The organism is Actinomycetospora callitridis, assembly GCF_028737265.1.
GTDB lineage: Bacteria > Actinomycetota > Actinomycetes > Mycobacteriales > Pseudonocardiaceae > Actinomycetospora > Actinomycetospora callitridis.
In genome coordinates, this window is record NZ_JAQZAK010000003.1 from 35741 (window position 1) to 53677 (window position 17937).

The 17937-nt window shown below is 74.4% G+C and carries 17 protein-coding genes; 8 read left to right on the top strand and 9 right to left on the bottom strand.

Translation table 11 applies throughout. The annotated features are described in order from the left end of the window. Positions 1 to 17: 17 nt before the first annotated feature. Positions 18 to 782, top strand: coding sequence for a 5-formyltetrahydrofolate cyclo-ligase (locus PH191_RS11580; protein ID WP_274194763.1), 765 nt, complete (start codon positions 18 to 20; stop codon positions 780 to 782). A gap of 250 nt (positions 783 to 1032) precedes the next feature. On the opposite strand, the gene PH191_RS11585 is transcribed toward PH191_RS11580, so the two are convergent. The 3 genes from PH191_RS11585 to PH191_RS11595 all read right to left on the bottom strand — a co-directional run bounded on the left by PH191_RS11585 (position 1033) and on the right by PH191_RS11595 (position 4775). Further along, the gene (locus PH191_RS11585) at positions 1033 to 3165 is read right to left on the bottom strand and encodes a protein kinase domain-containing protein (RefSeq protein ID WP_274194764.1); all 2133 of its coding nucleotides are present in this window, start codon (positions 3163 to 3165) and stop codon (positions 1033 to 1035) included. Between the two features lie 165 nt (positions 3166 to 3330). Continuing rightward, positions 3331 to 3858 carry a hypothetical protein gene (locus PH191_RS11590; RefSeq protein ID WP_274194765.1) on the bottom strand — a complete coding sequence of 176 codons (528 nt, stop codon included), beginning with the start codon at positions 3856 to 3858 and terminating at the stop codon, positions 3331 to 3333. After that, the gene (locus PH191_RS11595) at positions 3855 to 4775 is read right to left on the bottom strand and encodes an SDR family oxidoreductase (RefSeq protein WP_274194766.1); all 921 of its coding nucleotides are present in this window, start codon (positions 4773 to 4775) and stop codon (positions 3855 to 3857) included. The genes PH191_RS11590 and PH191_RS11595 overlap by 4 nt, the downstream gene beginning before the upstream one ends. A gap of 95 nt (positions 4776 to 4870) precedes the next feature. On the opposite strand from PH191_RS11595, the gene PH191_RS11600 reads away from it, so the two are divergent. Further along, on the top strand, positions 4871 to 5533 hold the full coding sequence (locus PH191_RS11600; RefSeq protein ID WP_274194767.1) for a TetR/AcrR family transcriptional regulator: 663 nt from the start codon (positions 4871 to 4873) through the stop codon (positions 5531 to 5533). A gap of 271 nt (positions 5534 to 5804) precedes the next feature. Further along, on the top strand, positions 5805 to 6458 hold the full coding sequence (locus PH191_RS11605; RefSeq protein ID WP_274194768.1) for a sigma-70 family RNA polymerase sigma factor: 654 nt from the start codon (positions 5805 to 5807) through the stop codon (positions 6456 to 6458). Here the strand turns inward: PH191_RS11605 and PH191_RS11610 are convergent. The 5 genes from PH191_RS11610 to PH191_RS11635 all read right to left on the bottom strand — a co-directional run bounded on the left by PH191_RS11610 (position 6406) and on the right by PH191_RS11635 (position 12108). Next, the gene (locus PH191_RS11610) at positions 6406 to 7644 is read right to left on the bottom strand and encodes an SAM-dependent methyltransferase (RefSeq protein ID WP_274194769.1); all 1239 of its coding nucleotides are present in this window, start codon (positions 7642 to 7644) and stop codon (positions 6406 to 6408) included. The genes PH191_RS11605 and PH191_RS11610 overlap by 53 nt on opposite strands. Before the next feature lie 12 nt (positions 7645 to 7656). After that, entirely contained in the window at positions 7657 to 9015 is a 1359-nt protein-coding gene (locus PH191_RS11615; RefSeq protein ID WP_274194770.1) for an FAD-binding oxidoreductase, read from the bottom strand. Positions 9016 to 9142: 127 nt separating this feature from the next. Further along, the gene (locus tag PH191_RS11620) at positions 9143 to 10039 is read right to left on the bottom strand and encodes a YihY/virulence factor BrkB family protein (protein WP_274194771.1); all 897 of its coding nucleotides are present in this window, start codon (positions 10037 to 10039) and stop codon (positions 9143 to 9145) included. Between the two features lie 99 nt (positions 10040 to 10138). Beyond that, positions 10139 to 10675, bottom strand: coding sequence for a UGSC family (seleno)protein (locus PH191_RS29960; protein WP_337994060.1), 537 nt, complete (start codon positions 10673 to 10675; stop codon positions 10139 to 10141). Next, complete coding sequence (locus tag PH191_RS11635) at positions 10672 to 12108, bottom strand: thioredoxin domain-containing protein (RefSeq protein ID WP_274194774.1); 1437 nt, start codon at positions 12106 to 12108, stop codon at positions 10672 to 10674. Before PH191_RS11635 ends, PH191_RS29960 begins: the two co-directional genes overlap by 4 nt. Before the next feature lie 109 nt (positions 12109 to 12217). Here PH191_RS11635 and PH191_RS11640 point away from each other — a divergent pair, with 109 nt between their 5' ends. The 4 genes from PH191_RS11640 to ligD are packed head-to-tail and all read left to right on the top strand — an operon-like array spanning position 12218 to position 15845. Next, positions 12218 to 12802: a dihydrofolate reductase family protein gene (locus tag PH191_RS11640; RefSeq protein WP_274194775.1), complete on the top strand. Its 585-nt coding sequence runs from the start codon at positions 12218 to 12220 to the stop codon at positions 12800 to 12802. A 56-nt stretch (positions 12803 to 12858) separates the two neighbouring features. Then, a complete protein-coding gene (locus PH191_RS11645; RefSeq protein WP_274194776.1) occupies positions 12859 to 13260 on the top strand; it encodes a CopG family transcriptional regulator in 402 nt (133 codons plus the stop codon). Positions 13261 to 13280: 20 nt separating this feature from the next. Further along, positions 13281 to 14402 (top strand): extracellular catalytic domain type 1 short-chain-length polyhydroxyalkanoate depolymerase, encoded by a 1122-nt coding sequence (locus PH191_RS11650; protein ID WP_274194777.1) that lies wholly within the window; start codon positions 13281 to 13283, stop codon positions 14400 to 14402. 9 nt (positions 14403 to 14411) lie between these two features. After that, a complete protein-coding gene (gene ligD / locus PH191_RS11655) occupies positions 14412 to 15845 on the top strand; it encodes a non-homologous end-joining DNA ligase (protein ID WP_274194778.1) in 1434 nt (477 codons plus the stop codon). 98 nt (positions 15846 to 15943) lie between these two features. Here the strand turns inward: ligD and PH191_RS11660 are convergent, their stop codons facing one another. Beyond that, entirely contained in the window at positions 15944 to 16804 is an 861-nt protein-coding gene (locus PH191_RS11660; RefSeq protein WP_274194779.1) for a hypothetical protein, read from the bottom strand. 185 nt (positions 16805 to 16989) lie between these two features. Between PH191_RS11660 and PH191_RS11665 the strand changes: the two genes are divergently transcribed. After that, positions 16990 to 17793: a glycerophosphodiester phosphodiesterase family protein gene (locus tag PH191_RS11665; protein WP_420791797.1), complete on the top strand. Its 804-nt coding sequence runs from the start codon at positions 16990 to 16992 to the stop codon at positions 17791 to 17793. Positions 17794 to 17937: the final 144 nt, after the last annotated feature.

The window sequence follows — 17937 nt, forward strand, 5'->3', positions numbered from 1 at the left end:
GGCCGTACGGTGTCGCCGTGGCACGGACCCGACGGCACGACGCGGACGCCGGGGGACCGGCGGAGATCGTCGAGGCGAAGCACGCCCTCCGCCAGCGCGTGTGGGACGCCCTGCGCGACGGGAAGGTCGCGCGGTTCCCGGGGGCGCACGGCCGCATCCCGAACTTCGTCGGCGCCGAGGCGGCCGCGGAGCGACTGCGCGAGACCGACGTCTGGAAGCAGGCCCGCACGCTGAAGTGCAATCCGGACTCCGCGCAGTGGCCCGTGCGCCAGCGCGCGCTCGAGGACGGCAAGACCGTCTACATGGCGGTGCCGCGCCTCGCCGAGGAGGCGCCGTTCTTCCTGCTCGACCCCGACGACCTCGACGACACCCCGCGCAAGGCGTCGTCGATCAAGGGCGCCTCGCGGTCGGGGCGCACCGTCGCGGTCTCCGACCTCGAGCCGGTCGACCTCGTCGTCACCGGCTGCGTGGCCGTCGCCGAGGACGGCGCACGCCTGGGCAAGGGCGGCGGGTTCTCCGACCTCGAGTTCGCCGTCGCCGGCGAGGCCGGGCTCGTCGCGCCGGACACCCCCGTGGTGACGACGGTGCACGGGCAGCAGGTCGTCGCGACGGGGGAGATCCCCGTGACCGACCACGACGTGCGCCTCGACCTGCTCGTCACGCCCGACCGCGTCGTCACCTGCACGCGGGAGGTGCGCCACCCCGGCCGCATCGTGTGGGACGAGCTCACCGAGGAGAAGATCGCGGCGATCCCGCTGCTGCGGCGCCTGCGGCCGTCCTGAGGGCGCGCCGGTTCGATCTCTCCGGAGTGCCGTCGGAGCTCTCGCGCCGGGGCCCGGGGCCCGAGTTCGGCGAACGGCCACGGAGGTCCGGGGCCGACCTCCGAGAGGTGCTCGAGCTCGGCGACGACGGCCGGTGCCGGACCGTGGCCGAGGCGGTCGGCGACCAGACCGTCGGCTCGCACTCCCGTTCCCGGTGAGCCTGTCGCCCGCCCGGTTGCTCGAGGGCCTCCACCGATCCGGCTGACCTCGCTCAGCCGCCGATCCCGAGCACCGCGAGGCGGGCCTCGTCCAGGCAGGTCACGCGGGCGGTCGAGTTGGCCGGCGGGGCCATGACGACGCTCGTCGGCGAGCTGCAGACCGGGATGGTCGCGGTGGTGCGCGACGTCGCGGTGTCGACCACCGACACCGTGCCGTCCTGGACGTTCGCGGTGTAGAGGTGGCGGCCGTCGGCGGCGTAGCTGACGTACTGCGGGCCCGCGCCCACCACCGGCGTGGCGACCACCTGGTCGGTGGCCGTGTCGACGATCGACACGCTGGCGTCGTCGTAGTTCGCGACCGCCACCCGCGCGCCGTCGGGGGAGGGGGCGAGCGCGTGCGGGCTGACCCCGACGGGGACCGTCGCGAGCGTCGCGCCGGTGCCCGCGTCCATCACCGTGACGAGGTTCGACTCGTGGTTGGCGACGTAGGCGCGGTCGGCGCTGAACGCCACCCAGTGCGGGTTGGCGGCCACCGGGAGGCGCCCGGTGATCGTGTTGGTCGCGGTGTCGAGGAGGTCGATGGTGGCGTCGTCGTGGCTCGGCACCCACACGGTGCGGCCGTCCGGCGCGGCGGCGAGGGCGTAGGGCCTGCGGTCGACCGGGACGACGGCGACCACGTCGCGGGTGGCGGTGTCCACCACCTGCACCACGTTGACCGCGTCGTCGTCGGTGTAGGCGCTGATGTAGGCGCGGGCGCCGTCGCCGGAGAAGGCGATGAAGCGCGGTGGAGCGGCGGGCACCGGGATCGTGTCGATCGCCGCCCCCGCGGCCAGGTCGACCACCGTGACCACCCGGGGGTCGCGGTTGGCGACGTAGGCGACGCGGCCGCCCGGCGCCACCGTCAGCGATCCCGGCGTGGCCGGCGTCGGCACCGAGCCGACGACCCGGGCCGTCCCGCTGCTCGCCGCCGCCACGACGGCGTCGGCCGGGGCGCCGACGGCGCCTGTCGCGGGGTCGTCCCCGCCCCCGATCGCCACGAGCAGCACGGCGAGCAGCGCCAGGACGACGACGGCGGACCCCGCGAGGACGACGATCGCCGGGGAGCCCGGGCGGGCGGCCCACGCCCTGACGCCGGTTCGGGTGTCGCCGGTGCCGGTGTCGGCGGACGGGGCGTCGCCGGTCGGTCCGTCGGACACCGGGAGAGGGGCGGGGGACTGCTGCGCGGTGGGTGGGTCGGCCGGTGGATCGACCGCCGCGCCGGTCGGCGGGTCGTCGCCGGCCTCCTCCTCGGGGCGGGTGCTCCGGGGCGTGACCACGGTCGCCCGCTCGGTGGTGGGGACGGCTCGCGGGGGCGTGGTCGCCGTACCGCCCAGCGCCGCGCGCGCCGCGTCGCCGAGCTCGCCGGTGGTGGCGTAGCGGTCCGCGGGGTCCTTGGCCATCGCGGTCACGACGACCTCGTCGAGGGCGTCGGGGAGACCCGGGACGGTGGCGCTCGGGCGCGGGGGATCGACGTACACGTGGGCGTACATGAGCGCCGGCGCCTCGGAGCCCTCGAAGGGCGTCCGGCCGGTGAGGCACTGGTGGAGCAGGCACCCGAGGGCGTAGACGTCCACCCCCGTGTCGATCGGCCCGTTGGTGAACCGCTCCGGGGCCATGTAGTCGATCGTGCCGACGGTGGAGCCCGACATCGTCAGCCCGAACGCCGTCTGGCCCACGGCGTGCGCGATGCCGAAGTCCATGACGTAGACGAAGTCGCGGTCGGTGATCAGCACGTTGGACGGCTTGACGTCCCGGTGGATCAGCCCGTCGCCGTGCGCGGCGTCGAGCGCCTCCGCGATCTGGCCCACCAGGTGCACCGCGCGCTCCGGGGGCAGGGCACCTTCCTCGCGCAGCAGCGTCGCGACGGTGCGCCCGCTGTCGACCAGGCGCATGTCGATGTAGAGGCGGGAGTCGATCTCCCCGAAGTCGTGGATCGGGATGATGTGCGGGTCGCGGAGCCGGGCGGCCACGCGCGACTCGCGGCGGAAGCGCTCCTGGAACTCGGCGCTGCCGCTGAACAGCGGGGGGAGCAGTTTGAGGGCGACGACACGGTCCCGCTCCGTGTCGACCGCCTGGTAGACGTCACCCATCCCGCCCGAGCCGATGAGACGCTCGAGGCGGTACCGCCCGAACTCGCTGCCGTCCACCCGTGAGTGCCCCCTCGACGCCCGGTGCGGATGGGGCTGGAGCGTAACGATCGATCGGGCACGAGGGGATGGTTCGCCACGTCGGCTCCCTCCTGTCGAAATGACATAAGGGTGGAGGGCCGGTCTGAGGGACACGCTCCTCCTGTCGAAATGACATAATGTCGATTATCGGATCGAGCTGGCGATGCGGGAGGGCCGGCCGCTCCGGGTCGTCGCCACCACCAGGGCCACCGCGCCCGCCGTGAGGGCCAGGGACCGCACGAGGTTCGCGTCGAGGAGGCTCGCGATCGTCGCCTCGTCCTGGCCGATCCGGTCGAGCCGGTCGTGCCTCGGGATCGCCCACGCGACCGTCGACACCAGCGACACGAGCCCGCTGCCCGCGACGACGCCCGCCAGTCCGCGCGGCACGTCGGCCGGCTTGGTCCACGGGAACGCCGCGCACGCCAGGAACGACAGGAACCCGGGCACGATGACGACGAGCGGGATCGCCTCGTTGTACTGCGCGTGGTACGCGAGGAAGTCCTCGGACGGCACGGCCCGGAACAGCGGATAGGACACCGCCTGGGCCTGCCAGCCGACGCCCGTCGAGTACGCCGTCAGGGCCGTGAGGGCCGCCAGGTGGGGTCGGCGCCAGTCGGGTCGGGTGCTCCCCCGGTCGATCGTCCGGGCACGGATGGAGTGGCGGACGCTCATCGCGGGCCTCCCGCGGACGTGGCCAGGACGGCGGCCTGCTCCTGCACGTAGGCGTCGTAGGCCCGCGGCGGGTGCCCGAGCAGCGCTGCCGTGGCGTCGGCCTCGCGATCCATGCGGACGACGCGGGCACCGAGCAGCTCCCCCGTCGCGACCCAGTCGTCGTGCTTGCGCCCGTGCAGGCGTTGCGCGAAGGCGACCCGCCATGCGACCTCGTCGTCGCCGACGTAGGCCACGTCCCGGCCCAGCGCCCGGCTCCACGCCGCGGCGCAGTCAGCGCCGGACAGGGTGGCCGGGCCGGCGACCGGGTACGTGCCGGGGTCCAGGCGCGGCGACACGAGCTCGCGGGCGGCGAGCTCGGCGAGGTCGCGCACGTCGACGCGGTTGACCCCGCGCATCGGCATCGGGAACAGGCCCGCGCCGATCTCCGGGAGGAAGACCTCGTCGTTCTGGAAGAAGTTGCTCGGCGCGAGGACGACGGCGCGGGTGCGGCTCTCCTCCACGCGGCGGCCGATCCGCAGCTTCCCGCGGTAGCTGGGCAGCATCCACGCGAAGACCAGACCCTGCAGGCGTCCGGCGAGGGTGCGACGGGAGATGTGCACACCGGCGAACACGACGCGTGTGCCGGTCTGCTCGGCCGCGGCGAGCAGGTTCTCGGCGTACCGCTCCTCGTCGACGGCGTGCGGCGAGACGTACAGGGCGGACGCCGTGCCGTCCAGGGCGGCGCGCAGGGCCCCGGGGTCGCCGAGGTCGGCGACGACCTGGTCGACGCCGGGACGGTCGAGCGTGTCGACCGGGCGACGGACGAGGGCTCGCACGGGCACGCCCCGTGCGAGCAGCTCGTCGAGGACCAGCCCACCGACGGTGCCGGTGGCACCGACGACGGCGGTCGGAGGACGGGGGGACGGATCGGTGGTCATGACGGGGACTCCGAGGGACTCGGCCCCCGGTCTCGCCGTGGGCCGCTGATTTGGATAGAGTGACACTAACTCGATTTGGGCAGGAGTCAAACGAAATGTCGGCACGACGTCGGTACGACGCCTCCGGGCGCGAGCGCCGCGCCGCCCTCACGCGCCAGCAGATCGCCCTGACCGCCGTCGAGCAGTTCGTGGCGCAGGGGTACGCCACGACGTCGGTGGCCTCGGTGGCGAAGGCCGCGGGGGTCTCGGCGCAGACGGTCTACAACGGCTTCGGGACGAAGGCCGCACTGCTCAAGGAGGGCTACGACCTCGTCCTCGCCGGCGACGCGCAGGACGTCCCGTTGGCCGAGCGGCCCGAGGTGCGGGCGCTGTACGCCGATCCCGACCCGGCGGCGTTCCTGCGGGGATACGCGCGGCTCGGGCGGTCGCTGCTGGAGCGCCTCGGACCGCTGGCGCTGCAGATCGGCGCGGGCGCCCTCTCCGGCGACCCGGACCTCGTGGCCCTGCGGGCGACCACCGACCAGGAGCGCCTGATCGGCACCGGCATGGTCGTGCGGCGCGTGGTCGAGCTCGGGGCCCTCTCCCCCGGTCTCGACGAGGACGTCGCCCGCGACCGCCTGTGGACCCTCAACAGCGCCGAGGTCTGGCACCTCCTCACCGGTGCGCGCGGCTGGACCGGCGAGCAGTACGAGGACTGGGTCGGCGACGCCATGGGCGAGGCCGTGCTGGCGCCCGACCGTCGCGGTGCCCCCTCGTGATCGAGATCCGCTCGTCGGAGCCAAACGACCGGTGACGGCGCGCACACGACGTATCGCACACGACCGATCGGCCGCTGACCGGTTCGTGGCGCCGCCGACCGCGCGCCTCCTTCACAGCTCGCGGCACATCGAGCACGGTGAGGACACGACCGGATCGCGTGACGGACTCCGTATCTCCGTGGAGTGATTGCCGGTCACGCTCAGTGGACGTGGGGGGACGTGTGGGACGCGCGGCGGTGGGGGCACCGCGGAGCGGGCGGCGGGTCAGCTCGTGACCGAGGAGTCCGACGAGATCGATCGGCTGGTCGCCGCGGTGGTGGCCGGCGACAAGGCCGCGCTCAACCAGCTGCTGGTGATCCTGCGTCCCCTGGTCGTGCGCTACTGCCGCTCCCGGCTGGGCACCGAGCGCTCCGGGGTGGCCGCGGACGACGTCGCCCAGGAGGTCTGCCTGGCCGTCCTCAAGTCGCTGCCGACCTACACCGACCAGGGCAAGCCGTTCCTGGCCTTCGTCTACGGCATCGCCGCGCACAAGGTGGTCGACGCCCACCGTCACGCGGGCCGCGACCGCTCCGAGCCCACCGACGACGTGCCCGAGGGCTTCACCGACGCTGCCGGCCCCGAGCAGCACGCGCTCGAGGCGTCGGCGAGCGCCGAGATGCGCGCCCTGCTCGCGCAGCTGCCGCCCAAGCAGCGCGAGATCCTGGTGCTGCGCGTGGTCGTCGGCCTCTCCGCCGAGGAGACCGCGCTGGCCGTCGGCTCGACGCCCGGCGCGGTGCGGGTCGCCCAGCACCGCGCCGTCGCCAAGCTGCGCGGTGTGCTCAACGACCCCGAGGACCGGGCCGGGCCGGACGACACCCCGCCGCGCGGGATCTTCAGTACGCGGGACGCAGCGGGAAGCCGGAGCGGGCGTCGGGGCCGAGCTTGACCCCCAGCACCTGGTGCAGCTGGATGTTGTTCACGTCGAACCCCACCTGGCACGCGGGCATGTAGAGCTTCCACACCCGCGCCCGTCCCTCGCCGGCCTCCTCGACGCAGGCGTCCCAGTGCTCCTCGAGGTTCGCCGACCACCCGGCGAGCGTCCGGGAGTAGTGCTCCCGCAGGTTCTCCTCGTGGCGGATCTCGAAGCCGGCCGCGTTCATCCGCGAGATCAGCCAGCCGATCGGCAGCAGCTCGCCGTCCGGGAAGACGTAGCGGTCGATGAAGGGGTCGGCCGCGGCGCGGTGGTGGTGATCGGGCCGGGTGATGCAGTGGTTGAGCAGGCGCCCGCCCGGCCGGAGCTTCGAGTAGAGGACCTGGAAGTACGACGAGATGTTGCGGCGCCCGATGTGCTCGGTGAGCCCGATCGAGCTGACCGCGTCGAAGTCGCCCTCGGTGACGTCGCGGTAGTCGGAGTGCCGGATCTCGACGAGGTCGCCGAGCCCCCGGCGCGCGACCTCCTTCTGCGCCCAGGTCGCCTGGTCGCGCGAGAGGGTGACGCCGAGCGCCTGCACGCCGTGGTGCTCGGCGGCGTGCATCGCCATCTGGCCCCAGCCGCAGCCGACGTCGAGCAGCCGCATCCCGGGCCGGAGCGCGAGCTTCTCGGCCACCAGCGCGTGCTTGGTGAACTGCGCGTCCTCGAGGGTCGCGGTCTCCGACGGGTAGACCGCGCAGGTGTAGGCCATGGACGGGCCCAGCACCAGCTCGTAGAAGCGGTTGGAGACGTCGTAGTGGTGCTCGATCGCGGTCGAGTCGCGGTCCTTGGAGTGCCGCCGGCCGCGCTGGCGGTGCTCCTCGGGCGGCGGCGCGACGCGGTGGCGGAAGCGCAGCGGCGCCATGCGCGCCGCCATCTTCAGCAGCGTCGACGGCGTGACGTCGGAGACCGTCAGCTCGCTCATCGCGGTCAGCGCCTGGTAGAGGCTGCCCTCGACGTCGAGGTGGCCGGAGACGTAGGCCCGGGCCAGGCCCAGGCTGTTCGGCGAGGCGGCGAGGTACGCGAGTGCGGTCTCGCTGCGGACGTCGACGGTGGCCACCGGCTCGGCGGCCGACGGCGTCGAGGCGCTGCCGTCGTAGGCGCGGATGGCGACGGGGGCCTCGTCCCCCAGCACCGGTCGGAACAGTTCGGCGACCTGCACGTGTCTGTCCTCCTAGCCCGTCACGGTCTTGGTGTAGAGGTCGGGGAGGCGACCGTCCGGGTCGTACCGCGCCTTGAGCTCGCGGTACGTCGCTCCCCCGTAGAGCGCGTCGAACTCCTCCCGCCGGTAGCTGGACGTGGAGTACAGCGACTTGTGTCCGTCGAGATCCATGAGGACCTCCTCGATGCGCCGGTTGTGGTGGTCGGGCGCCTGGCCCGGGGCGAGCTCGGCGTCCGACCAGAAGCCGACGTTGACGTAGGTGGTGGCGGGGTCCAAGGGGTACAGCGGCCACGCACGCCCGTCACGCTGTTTCAACGGGCACAACCACACCGGGCTGATGCCGATTTCCCGGTGGAAGAACTCGAGGAAACCCGGGAGCCGGTCCACCGGCACCTCGACGTCCTGGATGATCGGCTCGACCCCGGCCGCCCCGTTGCGGCGGGCGAGCGCCTGGGACAGGCCGAGGCGACGGTCCAGGGCGACGAGCCGGCGGTAGACGTCGGAGCGGCGGTAGCGCGACGGCCACAGGCGCCGCACCGCCGGGTTCTGCACGCCGAGGGCCCGCGAGCACCAGAACCAGTCGGTGTCCCAGCGCCACAGGTAGTCGTGGATCGTCAGGAAGTCCGTGTCGCGGTCCTGGATGGACCGGTAGTAGATGCCCTGGCCGGTGTAGTCCGAGAGGTACGGCGCGGTGTCCACCATCTCGCCGAGCGAGAGGTGGTGCTCCTGCGGGGAGAACACGGTGCCGTCGCAGAAGTCCACCCGCTCCCCCGCCCACCGCCCGGTCGCCGTGATCTCGGCGAGCGCGGTCGCGGTCTCCTCGGCGGTGTCGAAGCGGATGTGGCGCAGCCGCACGAACGGCCGGACCGGGGCGAGCTCGATGCGCAGGCGCAGCGCGTACCCGAGCGTGCCGTAGGAGTTCGGCAGGCCGGCGAGGAGATCGGGGTGGTCGACGGTCGAGAGGATCTCGCCGGTGCCGGTGAGGACGTCGGCCTCGATCACCGACTCGTGGGGCAGGCCGTCGCGGAACGACGTCGACTCGATGCCGAGCCCGACGACGGCGCCGCCGAGGGTGATGGTCTTGAGCTGCGGGACCACGAGCGGCATCAGCCCGTGCGGGAGGGTGGCGGCGACGAGGTCGGAGTACGTCGTCATCCCGGCCACGTCGGCGGTGCGGGCCACCGGGTCGACCGACAGCACGCGGTCCAGCCCGTCGACGGCGAGCCCGCCGCCGCCGTCACGGAATCGGAACAGGTTCGACGTCTTCTTGCGCAACCGCACCGGGGCGTCCGGAGGGAGCTCCGCGAGCCCCCGCCGCACGGCGTCCACGGCCTCACGATGCGCGATTCCGGCGTCCGCGCCGACGGTCATCTGGGTGCCTCCTCCCGGATCTCGCGGAGCAGCGTATGCCCGGCGTGAGGCGGAGAGCACCGGCAATCCGATGTTCCGTACGCCACCTGAGGGATGGTGGCGCGTCGGGACGGTGCGTGGAGCGGGTTCAGCCGACCAGGTCGGCGACGAGCTCGATCCCGGTGCGGCCGGCCTCGCTGGGATCCGAGACGGATTCCGGTGCGCGGGTGTCGGTCCACACCGTGACGAGGAACAACCAGCGGACCACGAGATAGACGATCAGCAGGAAGCCGATCAGGGCGCCCAGCGCCGCCACCGCGGGCGAGGTGCCGATCAGGCGGAAGTACAGGCCACCGATCTGCTGCAGGACGACGAGTCCCACCGCGGCGACCGCCGCGGCCGGCAGCAGGGGGCGCAGGGCACGCGTCGGACGCGGCAGGTGGGCCAGGCACCACGCCACGACCAGCCAGTTCGCGGCGAGCCCGATCGCGATCGAACCGACCGCCAGCAGTGCCCGGGCGCCGAGGGTGCTGGTCAGGCCCAGGAGGTCGAGCAGCCGCCTCCCCAGCACGCCGGTCAGCGACGCCAGCGCGAACGAGACGGCCAGCGCGACGCCGATGCCCAGCAGCGCGCCGACGTCGGAGACCGCGTGGCGCAGCCGGTGCTCCGGGCACGGCCGTCCCAGCAGCGCGGTCACGGCGTCGCGCAGGTGGCTGATCCAGCTCCACCCGGAGATCGCCGCGGCCGCCAGCGCCAGCGCCCCGAGGGTCCCGCGCTCGGCCACGACGACGTGGACGACGTCGACGACCTCCACACTCACCGGCTGGGGCAGCGCCACCGCGAGGAGGCTCTCCACCTGGGCGAACACGCTCTGGCTCGAGGACAGGACGAACCCGACCACGGACACCGCGAGCATCAGCAGCGGCACCAGGGCGAGCACGGTGAAGAACGTGACCGCAGCGGCGAGGTGGTCACCGTGCCGGGCGCGGTAGAGCCGCCGGGTCTCGCGCAGACGCCGCCACGACGGCGCGATCCGGCCGGTCATCGGCCGGCGGCCCCGTGGCCGCCACCCCACCGGTGCCATCGGGTCAGGCAACCACGCCCGCCCCGGGACCCGGCACCGGGGTCCGACCCTGCCCGCGGGTCAGCCGCCGACGGGGTCCCCGGTGACCGCCGCGAGCACCCGCGGGAGCGCCTCGTCGGCGAGCGCGGCCATCTCGGCGTCGGTGCGGTCCTGGATCGGGTGGGCGACGTAGACCGCGGGCACGCTCGCGAAGCCCAGGGCGCGGGCCTGGGCGTCGGTGGCGGAGACGAACTCCGTGGACGCGACGAACGTGGCCGTCACGCCGTCGGCCTCGAGGGCGGCGAGGTCGTGCACACTGCACGACGTGCACGAGCCTCAATCGGCGAGGGCCTCGATCACCACGTCGCACTCGGCGGCGATCTCGGCGCGCAGGTCGGCGGGCGCGGGGCGGGTGAAGGTCGGCTTGGCGTAGCGCCGGACCGCCGCGCCGCGCTCGGCGAGCAGGGTCTCCAGGCGGTCGAGGAAGACCTCGCCGCGGGGCTTCGAGATGTCGAGCAGCCCGACGGTGCGCCCGGCGAGGTCGTCGGGACGCGGCCCGACGGTGCGCGCGGCGGGGCGTGCCTCGTCGGTGGGGTCCAGGACGATCGATGAGCTCATGGGTCCTCCTCGATGACGCGGGTGACGGGCGTGCTGCCGCCGGGGCCGCCGACCCAGCCGCCGAGGACGGCGGAGAACTTCCCCGCTCCCCCGCCGGCGACGGCGATCATCAGCCCGCCGGGACGGAACTTCGGACGCGGTCGTGACGGGGCCGGCATGCCCTCGTCGATGCCGTCGGCGCCGCGCGCGATCTCCTCGGGCGCCAGCAGGAGCAGCTTGTCGAGCTCGGCGTGCAGGCGGGCGCGGTCCCAGCCCGCCTCGGCGAAGACCGCGGCGTGCTCGGGGACGACGACGAGCACCGCGTCGAACCCGGGCGCGATCTTGGGGTGCCCGACGTCGCGCAGCCCCCGGGCGAGCGAGCGCGCCAGCGACCCCGGCGTCCGCGAGATCTGGTCGACGACGCCCTGGGCGCCCTCGGCGGCGAACACCGTCACCGCCGATGATCCCGCCGGCACCCCGCGCGAGACCGAGAGCGGCTCCCACGGCGAGCCGCCCTCGTCCTCGGCGAAGCAGAGCCCGACCTTGCCGGGCTGGCCCAGGGTCGCGCGGTCGACCTCGCCGGGACGACCGCCGCCGACGTTGCGGATCACCAGCTGCAGCGCGCGCCCGATCGTCGAGTTCGCCCGGGTGCCCTGCCCCAGCGCGTTGCCCCCGGTGTTGATCCCGATCCGGCGCGCGATCGGGCCGTGGACCAGGACCGCCGGTGCGGCGCCCCACGTGGTGGCGAGCAGGCCGTGGGCGTTGAACTCCTCGGCGCAGGCGGCCTCGACGGCGGCGAGCACCACGGGGAGGTACTCGGGGCGGCAGCCCGCGAGGACGGCGTTGATGGCGACCTTCTCGACGGTCGCGGGCACGAGGTTCGGGGGCACGGTGGCGACGACCTCGTCGGGCGCGCGCGACGTCCCGGCCAGCATGCGCAGCACCCGCGCCGGCGTCGGCGCCACCACCGGCAGCCCGTCGGTCCAGCCGCGGTCGTAGAGCGCCTCGGCCTCGTCCTCGAGCCCGGCGAGCTCGACGTGCCGGGCGTGGAGCTCGTGCCCGCGGGTGCGCACCAGCAGCTCCTCGGCCACCGCCGGGTCGTGGGTGCGGGAGCCGCAGCCCGGCTTCCAGTCGGCGAGGTCCGCGCCGAGGTCGGCGACGCCGGAGAGCTCCCGCCAGCGCGCCCGGTCCCAGCCCTCGGCGCGGTCGGTCTCGGCGCCGGCCCGGCGGCGCAGCAGCGTCGGCACCACGTCGATGCCCAGCGCGAGGCTCGCGTCGAGCCCGGTGTCGTCGACCACGGGGACGCCGTCGGGGAACCCCGGGTCGTCCTGGCTGTAGACGGTGGCGTCGAGGTCCCCGAGGACCGGCGCCACCAGCTGGCAGGTCGGGCAGTCCTGCTTGACCACCACGACGAGCCCGTCGTCGGGGACGGGGGCGGACGCCGTCGTGGTCACGGCGAGGACGCTACCCAGACCGGGCGCGCTCGTGTCGAGAATCCCGCGTCGGTTCCGTCCCTGCACCGAGAGCGCGCGACCGGCGCGCCCACCCGGAGGAGCACCGACCATGCGCACCCTCGTCGTCACCGCCATCACCTCGCTCGACGGGTTCGTCGCCGGACCCGGGGGCGAGCTCATGGGCATGCCCTTCGACGAGGGCTTCAACGTCTACGCCCTCGAGCGGATCCGCGCCGCCGGCACCCTGCTGGCCGGCCGGCAGACCTACGAGGAGTTCCGGTCCTACTGGCCCGCCGTGGCCGACGACCCGGCGCAGGACGAGCGCCAGCGCGAGATCGCCCGCGAGCACGACCGGCTGGAGAAGGTCGTCGTCTCGGACTCGCTGGTGATCGAGCCGGGCGCGCCCTGGGCGGACATCACCCGGGTCGTCCCGCGCGCCGACGCGCCGGCGACGGTGGCCGAGCTGACCGCGGGCGACGGCGGCGACGTCCTCGCGTTCGGCAGCTTCCGGGCCTGGAACCCGCTGCTCGTCGCGGGTCTCGTCGACGAGCTGCACGTCCTGGTCGGTCCGGCGCTGCTCGGGGCCGGGATGCCGCTCCTGGCGGGACCCACTCGCGTCCCGCTGCGGCTCCTCGGGACCCGGCAGCTCGCCGACTCGTCGCTCGTCCTGCACCGCTACGCCGCCCGCGCCTAGGACTTGCGTGCGCGTCGCCCTCCGTGCACCATCCATATGGATGGCGTGGGGAGGGCATGATGGCCGGTGAGCCGGACCGTACCGAGAAGATCACCGTGAACCTCGGGCCGGTCGACCTCGGCCGGATCGACCTCCTGGTGCAGGAAGGACACTTCACCAACCGCACCGACTTCATCCGCACCGCCGTGCGCAACCAGCTCACGGCGAGCGCCCCCGCGATCGAGCACACGGTCGCACGCCGCACCCTCGTGCTCGGCACGCAGCACTTCTCCCGCCGTGAGCTGGAGGCGATGCGTGACCGGGGCGAGCAGGTGCACATCCGGGTGCTGGGGCTCGCCACCGTCGCCGACGACGTCACGCCCGAGCTCGCGCTGGCCACGATCGCCTCGGTCGAGGTGCTCGGGGCCTTCCGCGCGAGCCGGGCCGTCAAGTCGGCGCTCGGGTCCCGCATCGTCTGACCGCTGTCCCTGGAGGCACCGTGTTCCGTACCGCCAAGCTGATCCGCGACACCCTGCGCGCCGGGACGGCGATGAACGGGACGAGCGAGGCCGCGCGCCTGATGCGTTCGGGCCGGCTCATGGAGGCCACCTCCGCCCTGCAGGAGCGCCTCGGCGGCGGCCTGCCGATGAGCGGGGGCCCGATGCCGGCCTTCACGATGCCGACGAGCTCGATGCCGGGCGGTTTCTCGATGCCGGGCGGTTTCTCGATGCCGGGGCCCCGACCCGGCGGCGCCCGGACGTCCGACCGCGCGCCCGGCACCGTCACCCGCGGCGCCGCCGGCGGCCTGGCCTACCGCCTCTACGTCCCCACCGGTGCCCCCACCGGCGCCCCGCTGCTGGTCATGCTGCACGGCGGGACCCAGGACGCCGACGCGTTCGCCGCCTGCACCGGGATGGACGAGGCGGCCGAACGCGCCGGGGTCGTCGTCGCCTACCCCGAGCAGTCGCGCTCGGCGAACGCGATGGGCTACTGGAACTGGTTCCGCCCCGGCGACCAGACGCGGGACGCGGGTGAGCCCGCGATGATCGCCGCCGTGACCCGTGAGGTGACCGCGCAGCACGGCGTCGACCCGGCGCGCGTCGCCGTCGCCGGGTTCTCCGCGGGCGCGGCGATGGCCGCGGTGATGGCGGCGACCTACCCGGACCTGTTCTGCGGCGCCTGCGTGCACTCGGGGCTCCCCCACGGCGCGGCGCGCGACGTCGGGTCGGCGTTCGCGGCGATGTCCAGCCCGCCCCGGACGGTGACGGACGCCGGTCCGGTCCCGCTGATCGTCGTGCACGGTGACGCCGACCGCACCGTCGCGGTCGGCAACGGCGAGGCCGTGGTGCGGGCGGCGCTCGTCGCGAAGGGCGCCACCGAGCACGTCCGCGAGACCGGGCGCACCGAGGGCGGGCGCGGCTGGACGCGGGAGCGCTGGTCGGAGCCGGGCGGACGGGTGCTCGCGGAGTCGTGGACGGTGCACGGCATGGGCCACGACTGGTCCGGGGGCCGCGCCGGGGAGAAGTACGCCGACCCCGCGGGTCCCGACACCGCTACGGCGATGTTCGCGTTCTTCGGGTTCACCGGGACCGAGGTGCACCAGGGCCGCGAGGTCGGGTAGATATCCGGCATGCCCGACCTCTCCGAGTACAACGCGAAGCGGGACCCGGCGCGCACGCCGGAGCCGTTCGGAGAGGTCGGGGAGGCCCCCGCCGGGGAGCGCTTCGTCGTGCAGGAGCACCACGCGCGCCGCCTGCACTACGACGTCCGGTTCGAGCGCGAGGGCGTGCTCGTGTGCTGGGCGGTGCCCCGGGGGCTGCCCGACAAGCCCGGGGCGCCCCGGCTCGCGGTGCACACGGAGGACCACCCGCTGGAGTACCTGGACTTCCACGGCGAGATCCCCGCCGGCGAGTACGGCGGCGGGGCCATGACGATCTGGGACGCCGGGCGCTACGAGGTCGAGAAGTGGTCGGACACCGAGGTCGCGGTGACGCTGCACGGCGAGCGGGTGGAGGGCCGGTTCGTCTTCTTCAAGCCGGACCGGGACGGCAGGAGCGACCACGACGAGAAGGACTGGCTCGTCCAGCGCCGGAAGTCCGACGCCCCGGCGCCCGCGCGGAACAAGGCGGCGCAGTCCCCGCGGGTCGCGGTGGGCGGCCGGTCGCTGCGGCTGTCCAACCTCGACAAGGAGCTCTACCCCGACGTCCCCAAGGCCTCGGTGATCGACTACTACGCCCGGGTCGCCGACACGATCCTCCCCCACCTCGCCGGCCGACCCCTGACGCTGCGCCGCTTTCCCGACGGCATCTCCGCCCCGTCGTTCTACGAGAAGAACGCGGGAGCCAAGGCGCCGGAGTGGCTCCGCAGCGTCGAGGTCCCCACGCCCGGCAGCAGCCGGGGCACGACGACGGCCAACTTCGTGGTGGTCGAGGAGCTCGCGACGCTGGTCTACCTCGCCAACCTCGCGGTGCTCGAGCTGCACGTGCCGCAGTGGCGGGTCGACGACGACGACGTCGTCCAGCCGCCCGACGAGCTGGTGTTCGACCTCGACCCCGGCGAGGGCACCACGGTGGTCGACTGCGCCCGGCTCGCCGAGCGTCTGCGCGGCGTCCTCGACGCCGACGGGCTCACGCCCTGCCCGAAGACCAGCGGCAGCAAGGGCATGCAGGTCAGCGCCGCGGTGCGTGTCGACGACCCGGGACGCACGTCTGGCTACGCGAAGAACGTGGCCGAGCTCCTGGCCCGCGAGACCCCGCGCTCGGTCACCGCGATCATGGCCAAGGACCGGCGACGCGGGAAGATCTTCGTCGACTGGAGCCAGAACAACACGGCGAAGACCACCGTCGCGCCCTACTCGATGCGTGCGCGCGCGGCGAACGGCGCACCGACGGTGTCGACGCCGCTGACGTGGGACGAGGTGACCGCGGCGACCGAGGTCCGGGAGCTGACCTTCTCCCCCGCCGACGTGCTGGCCCGCATCGAGGCCGACGGCGACCTCTACGCCGCGGCCCTCGGCGAGGGTGTCGAGCGCCCCGACCTGCCGGAGAAGCCGTCGGCGAGCTGAGTCGCGACCTCTCCTCTCGATCTCTCGGGAGGGCCGTCGGAGCTGGAACTCCCACAGCACTCTCGGGAGATCGACGTGGAGAGCTGCTCGCGGGTCTCTCAGCCGAGCACGCGGTTGGTGACGCGGCCGACGCCGTTCACCACGCCGCCGACGGTGTCCCCGAGCCCGCCGACGATCCCGCCACCGCGGGAGCCCGAGCCGGACCCGCCGCCGCTGCCGGACCCGCCGCCGGAGCCCGAACCGCCGCCGGAGCCCGAACCGCCGCCGGAGCCCGAACCGCCGGAGCCTGAACCGCCCGACCCGGAGCCGCCGGAACCGGAGCCGCCGCCCGAGCCCTCGTCGTCGTCGGTGTCACGGGGCGTCCGGGTCTCGCCGGTGCTGCCGCCGGCCGTGGTCTCGTCGTCGTCCTCGGCCGCGGAGGTCGTCGTGGTGCGGCGCGTCGACGGCGTCGTGGTCTCGTCCTCGGCGTCGCGGGCCAGCACCCGCGGCGTGACGGTGACGGTGCGCGGGGGCTCGGCGAGCGCCACGCTCGGGTCCTGCAGCGGCGGGAGCACCGAGGCGTCGGCCGGCGAGCCCGGCTGCGGGCCGCGGGTGCCCGTGCCGGGGGGCACGGCGCCGTCCGGGAGCGTGCCCGGGGCGACGACCGGGAAGGTGCCGACGCGCGGCAGGGCGGTGTTCCCGCCGTTGTTCGCCAGCGTCGAGACCGCCAGCGGGACCACGGCGGCGGCCGCGGCGACCGAGGCGGCGGCCAGCCCCCAGCCCCGGAGACGGTGCGAGCCACCGGCAGCGACCGGGGCGGCAGCAGCGCCGCGCCGACGGTGGCGGGTCGGAGGCGGCGGCGGCGAGGGCGCGAGCTCCTCGGGGGCCTCGTCGAGGCCACGGCGGGCCCAGCTCGGCAGGTCGTCGGGAACGGACCCGGACGACCACCAGGAGGGCTCACCCCCCGACCCCTTCGGCATCTGCGCTCCCCTCAGCCCAGCGTGATCGCCGAGACTACTGCATGTGCACGAACGCCTCCACGGTGGCCCGTGCCCCCACCGGAACGTGTCACGGGTCACGGCGCTGCGCAGCCGCCGTCCGGGGAACGAGCCCCGGATCGACTGCGGTGCGCGGGATGGCCGCCCAGCGGGCAGACTCCGCGAGCGTGACCCCGGCGCAGCACCCGTTCCTGGCCGGACGGACACCGCGCGCGTTCGCGCACCGCGGCTGGCACATCGGCGAGCTCGAGGGCCTGGAGAACTCGCTGGCCGCGTTCCGGCGGGCCGCCGAGGAGGGCTACACCCACGTCGAGACCGACGTCCACGCCACCGCGGACGGCGTCCTCGTCGTGCACCACGACGCGACCCTGCGCCGCGTCGCCGGCCACCCCGGGGTGCTGCGCACGATGCCGTGGGCCGACCTCGCCGGCGTGCGGCTGCGCGGGCGTGAGCCGCTGCCGCGGCTCGAGGAGGTGCTCGAGGCGCTGCCGGACACGCGGTTCAACGTCGACCTCAAGGCTCCGGGCACCGTCGCGCCGATGCTCCGTCTGCTCGAACGCGACGACGTGGCCGAGCGGGTGGCGGTCGCCAGCATGGACGAGAGCCGCGTGGAGGCCGTCCGGTCGCGGTTCGGCACCCGCGTGGTCACCGGGCTCGCGTCCCGGTCGGCGCTGCGGCTGCGCGGCCGGGCCGTGACGCCGTCGCTGCTCCGGCGCCCGCTGGACCGCGTGCTCCGGGTGCGCGGTGACCTCGCGCAGCTGCCGGTACGGTTCGGTGCCCTGACGGTGATCGACCCCGCGATGGTCGCTGCCGCGCACGCGCTCGGGATCGAGGTGCACGTCTGGACGGTCGACCGGACCTCCGAGATGCACCGCCTGCTCGACCTCGGCGTCGACGGGCTCATGACCGACCGGCCCGACCGGCTGCGCGACGTGCTCGTCACCCGGGGGGCGTGGACCGCGCCGGCCTGACCGGAGATCCGGATGGCGCTCAATTCATCGCGCACGACCCGATACCGTGTGGAGGCGCGCCGGTCGGGGTACTCCGTGGCCGGTGTGCACCCGTGAGTCGGGTCACGCACGGGGTGAACGGCGGGCATCGCGGGAACGAACCGT

Bases quoted from the DNA above. Each gene is read 5' to 3' on its own strand.
- PH191_RS11590 (WP_274194765.1), bottom strand. From the start codon at position 3,858: ATGAGCGTCCGCCACTCCATCCGTGCCCGGACGATCGACCGGGGGAGC.
- PH191_RS11595 (WP_274194766.1), bottom strand. From the start codon at position 4,775: ATGACCACCGATCCGTCCCCCCGTCCTCCGACCGCCGTCGTCGGTGCC.
- PH191_RS11600 (WP_274194767.1), top strand. From the start codon at position 4,871: ATGTCGGCACGACGTCGGTACGACGCCTCCGGGCGCGAGCGCCGCGCC.
- PH191_RS11615 (WP_274194770.1), bottom strand. From the start codon at position 9,015: ATGACCGTCGGCGCGGACGCCGGAATCGCGCATCGTGAGGCCGTGGAC.
- PH191_RS11620 (WP_274194771.1), bottom strand. From the start codon at position 10,039: ATGACCGGCCGGATCGCGCCGTCGTGGCGGCGTCTGCGCGAGACCCGG.
- PH191_RS11640 (WP_274194775.1), top strand. From the start codon at position 12,218: ATGCGCACCCTCGTCGTCACCGCCATCACCTCGCTCGACGGGTTCGTC.
- PH191_RS11645 (WP_274194776.1), top strand. From the start codon at position 12,859: ATGATGGCCGGTGAGCCGGACCGTACCGAGAAGATCACCGTGAACCTC.
- ligD (WP_274194778.1), top strand. From the start codon at position 14,412: ATGCCCGACCTCTCCGAGTACAACGCGAAGCGGGACCCGGCGCGCACG.
- PH191_RS11660 (WP_274194779.1), bottom strand. From the start codon at position 16,804: ATGCCGAAGGGGTCGGGGGGTGAGCCCTCCTGGTGGTCGTCCGGGTCC.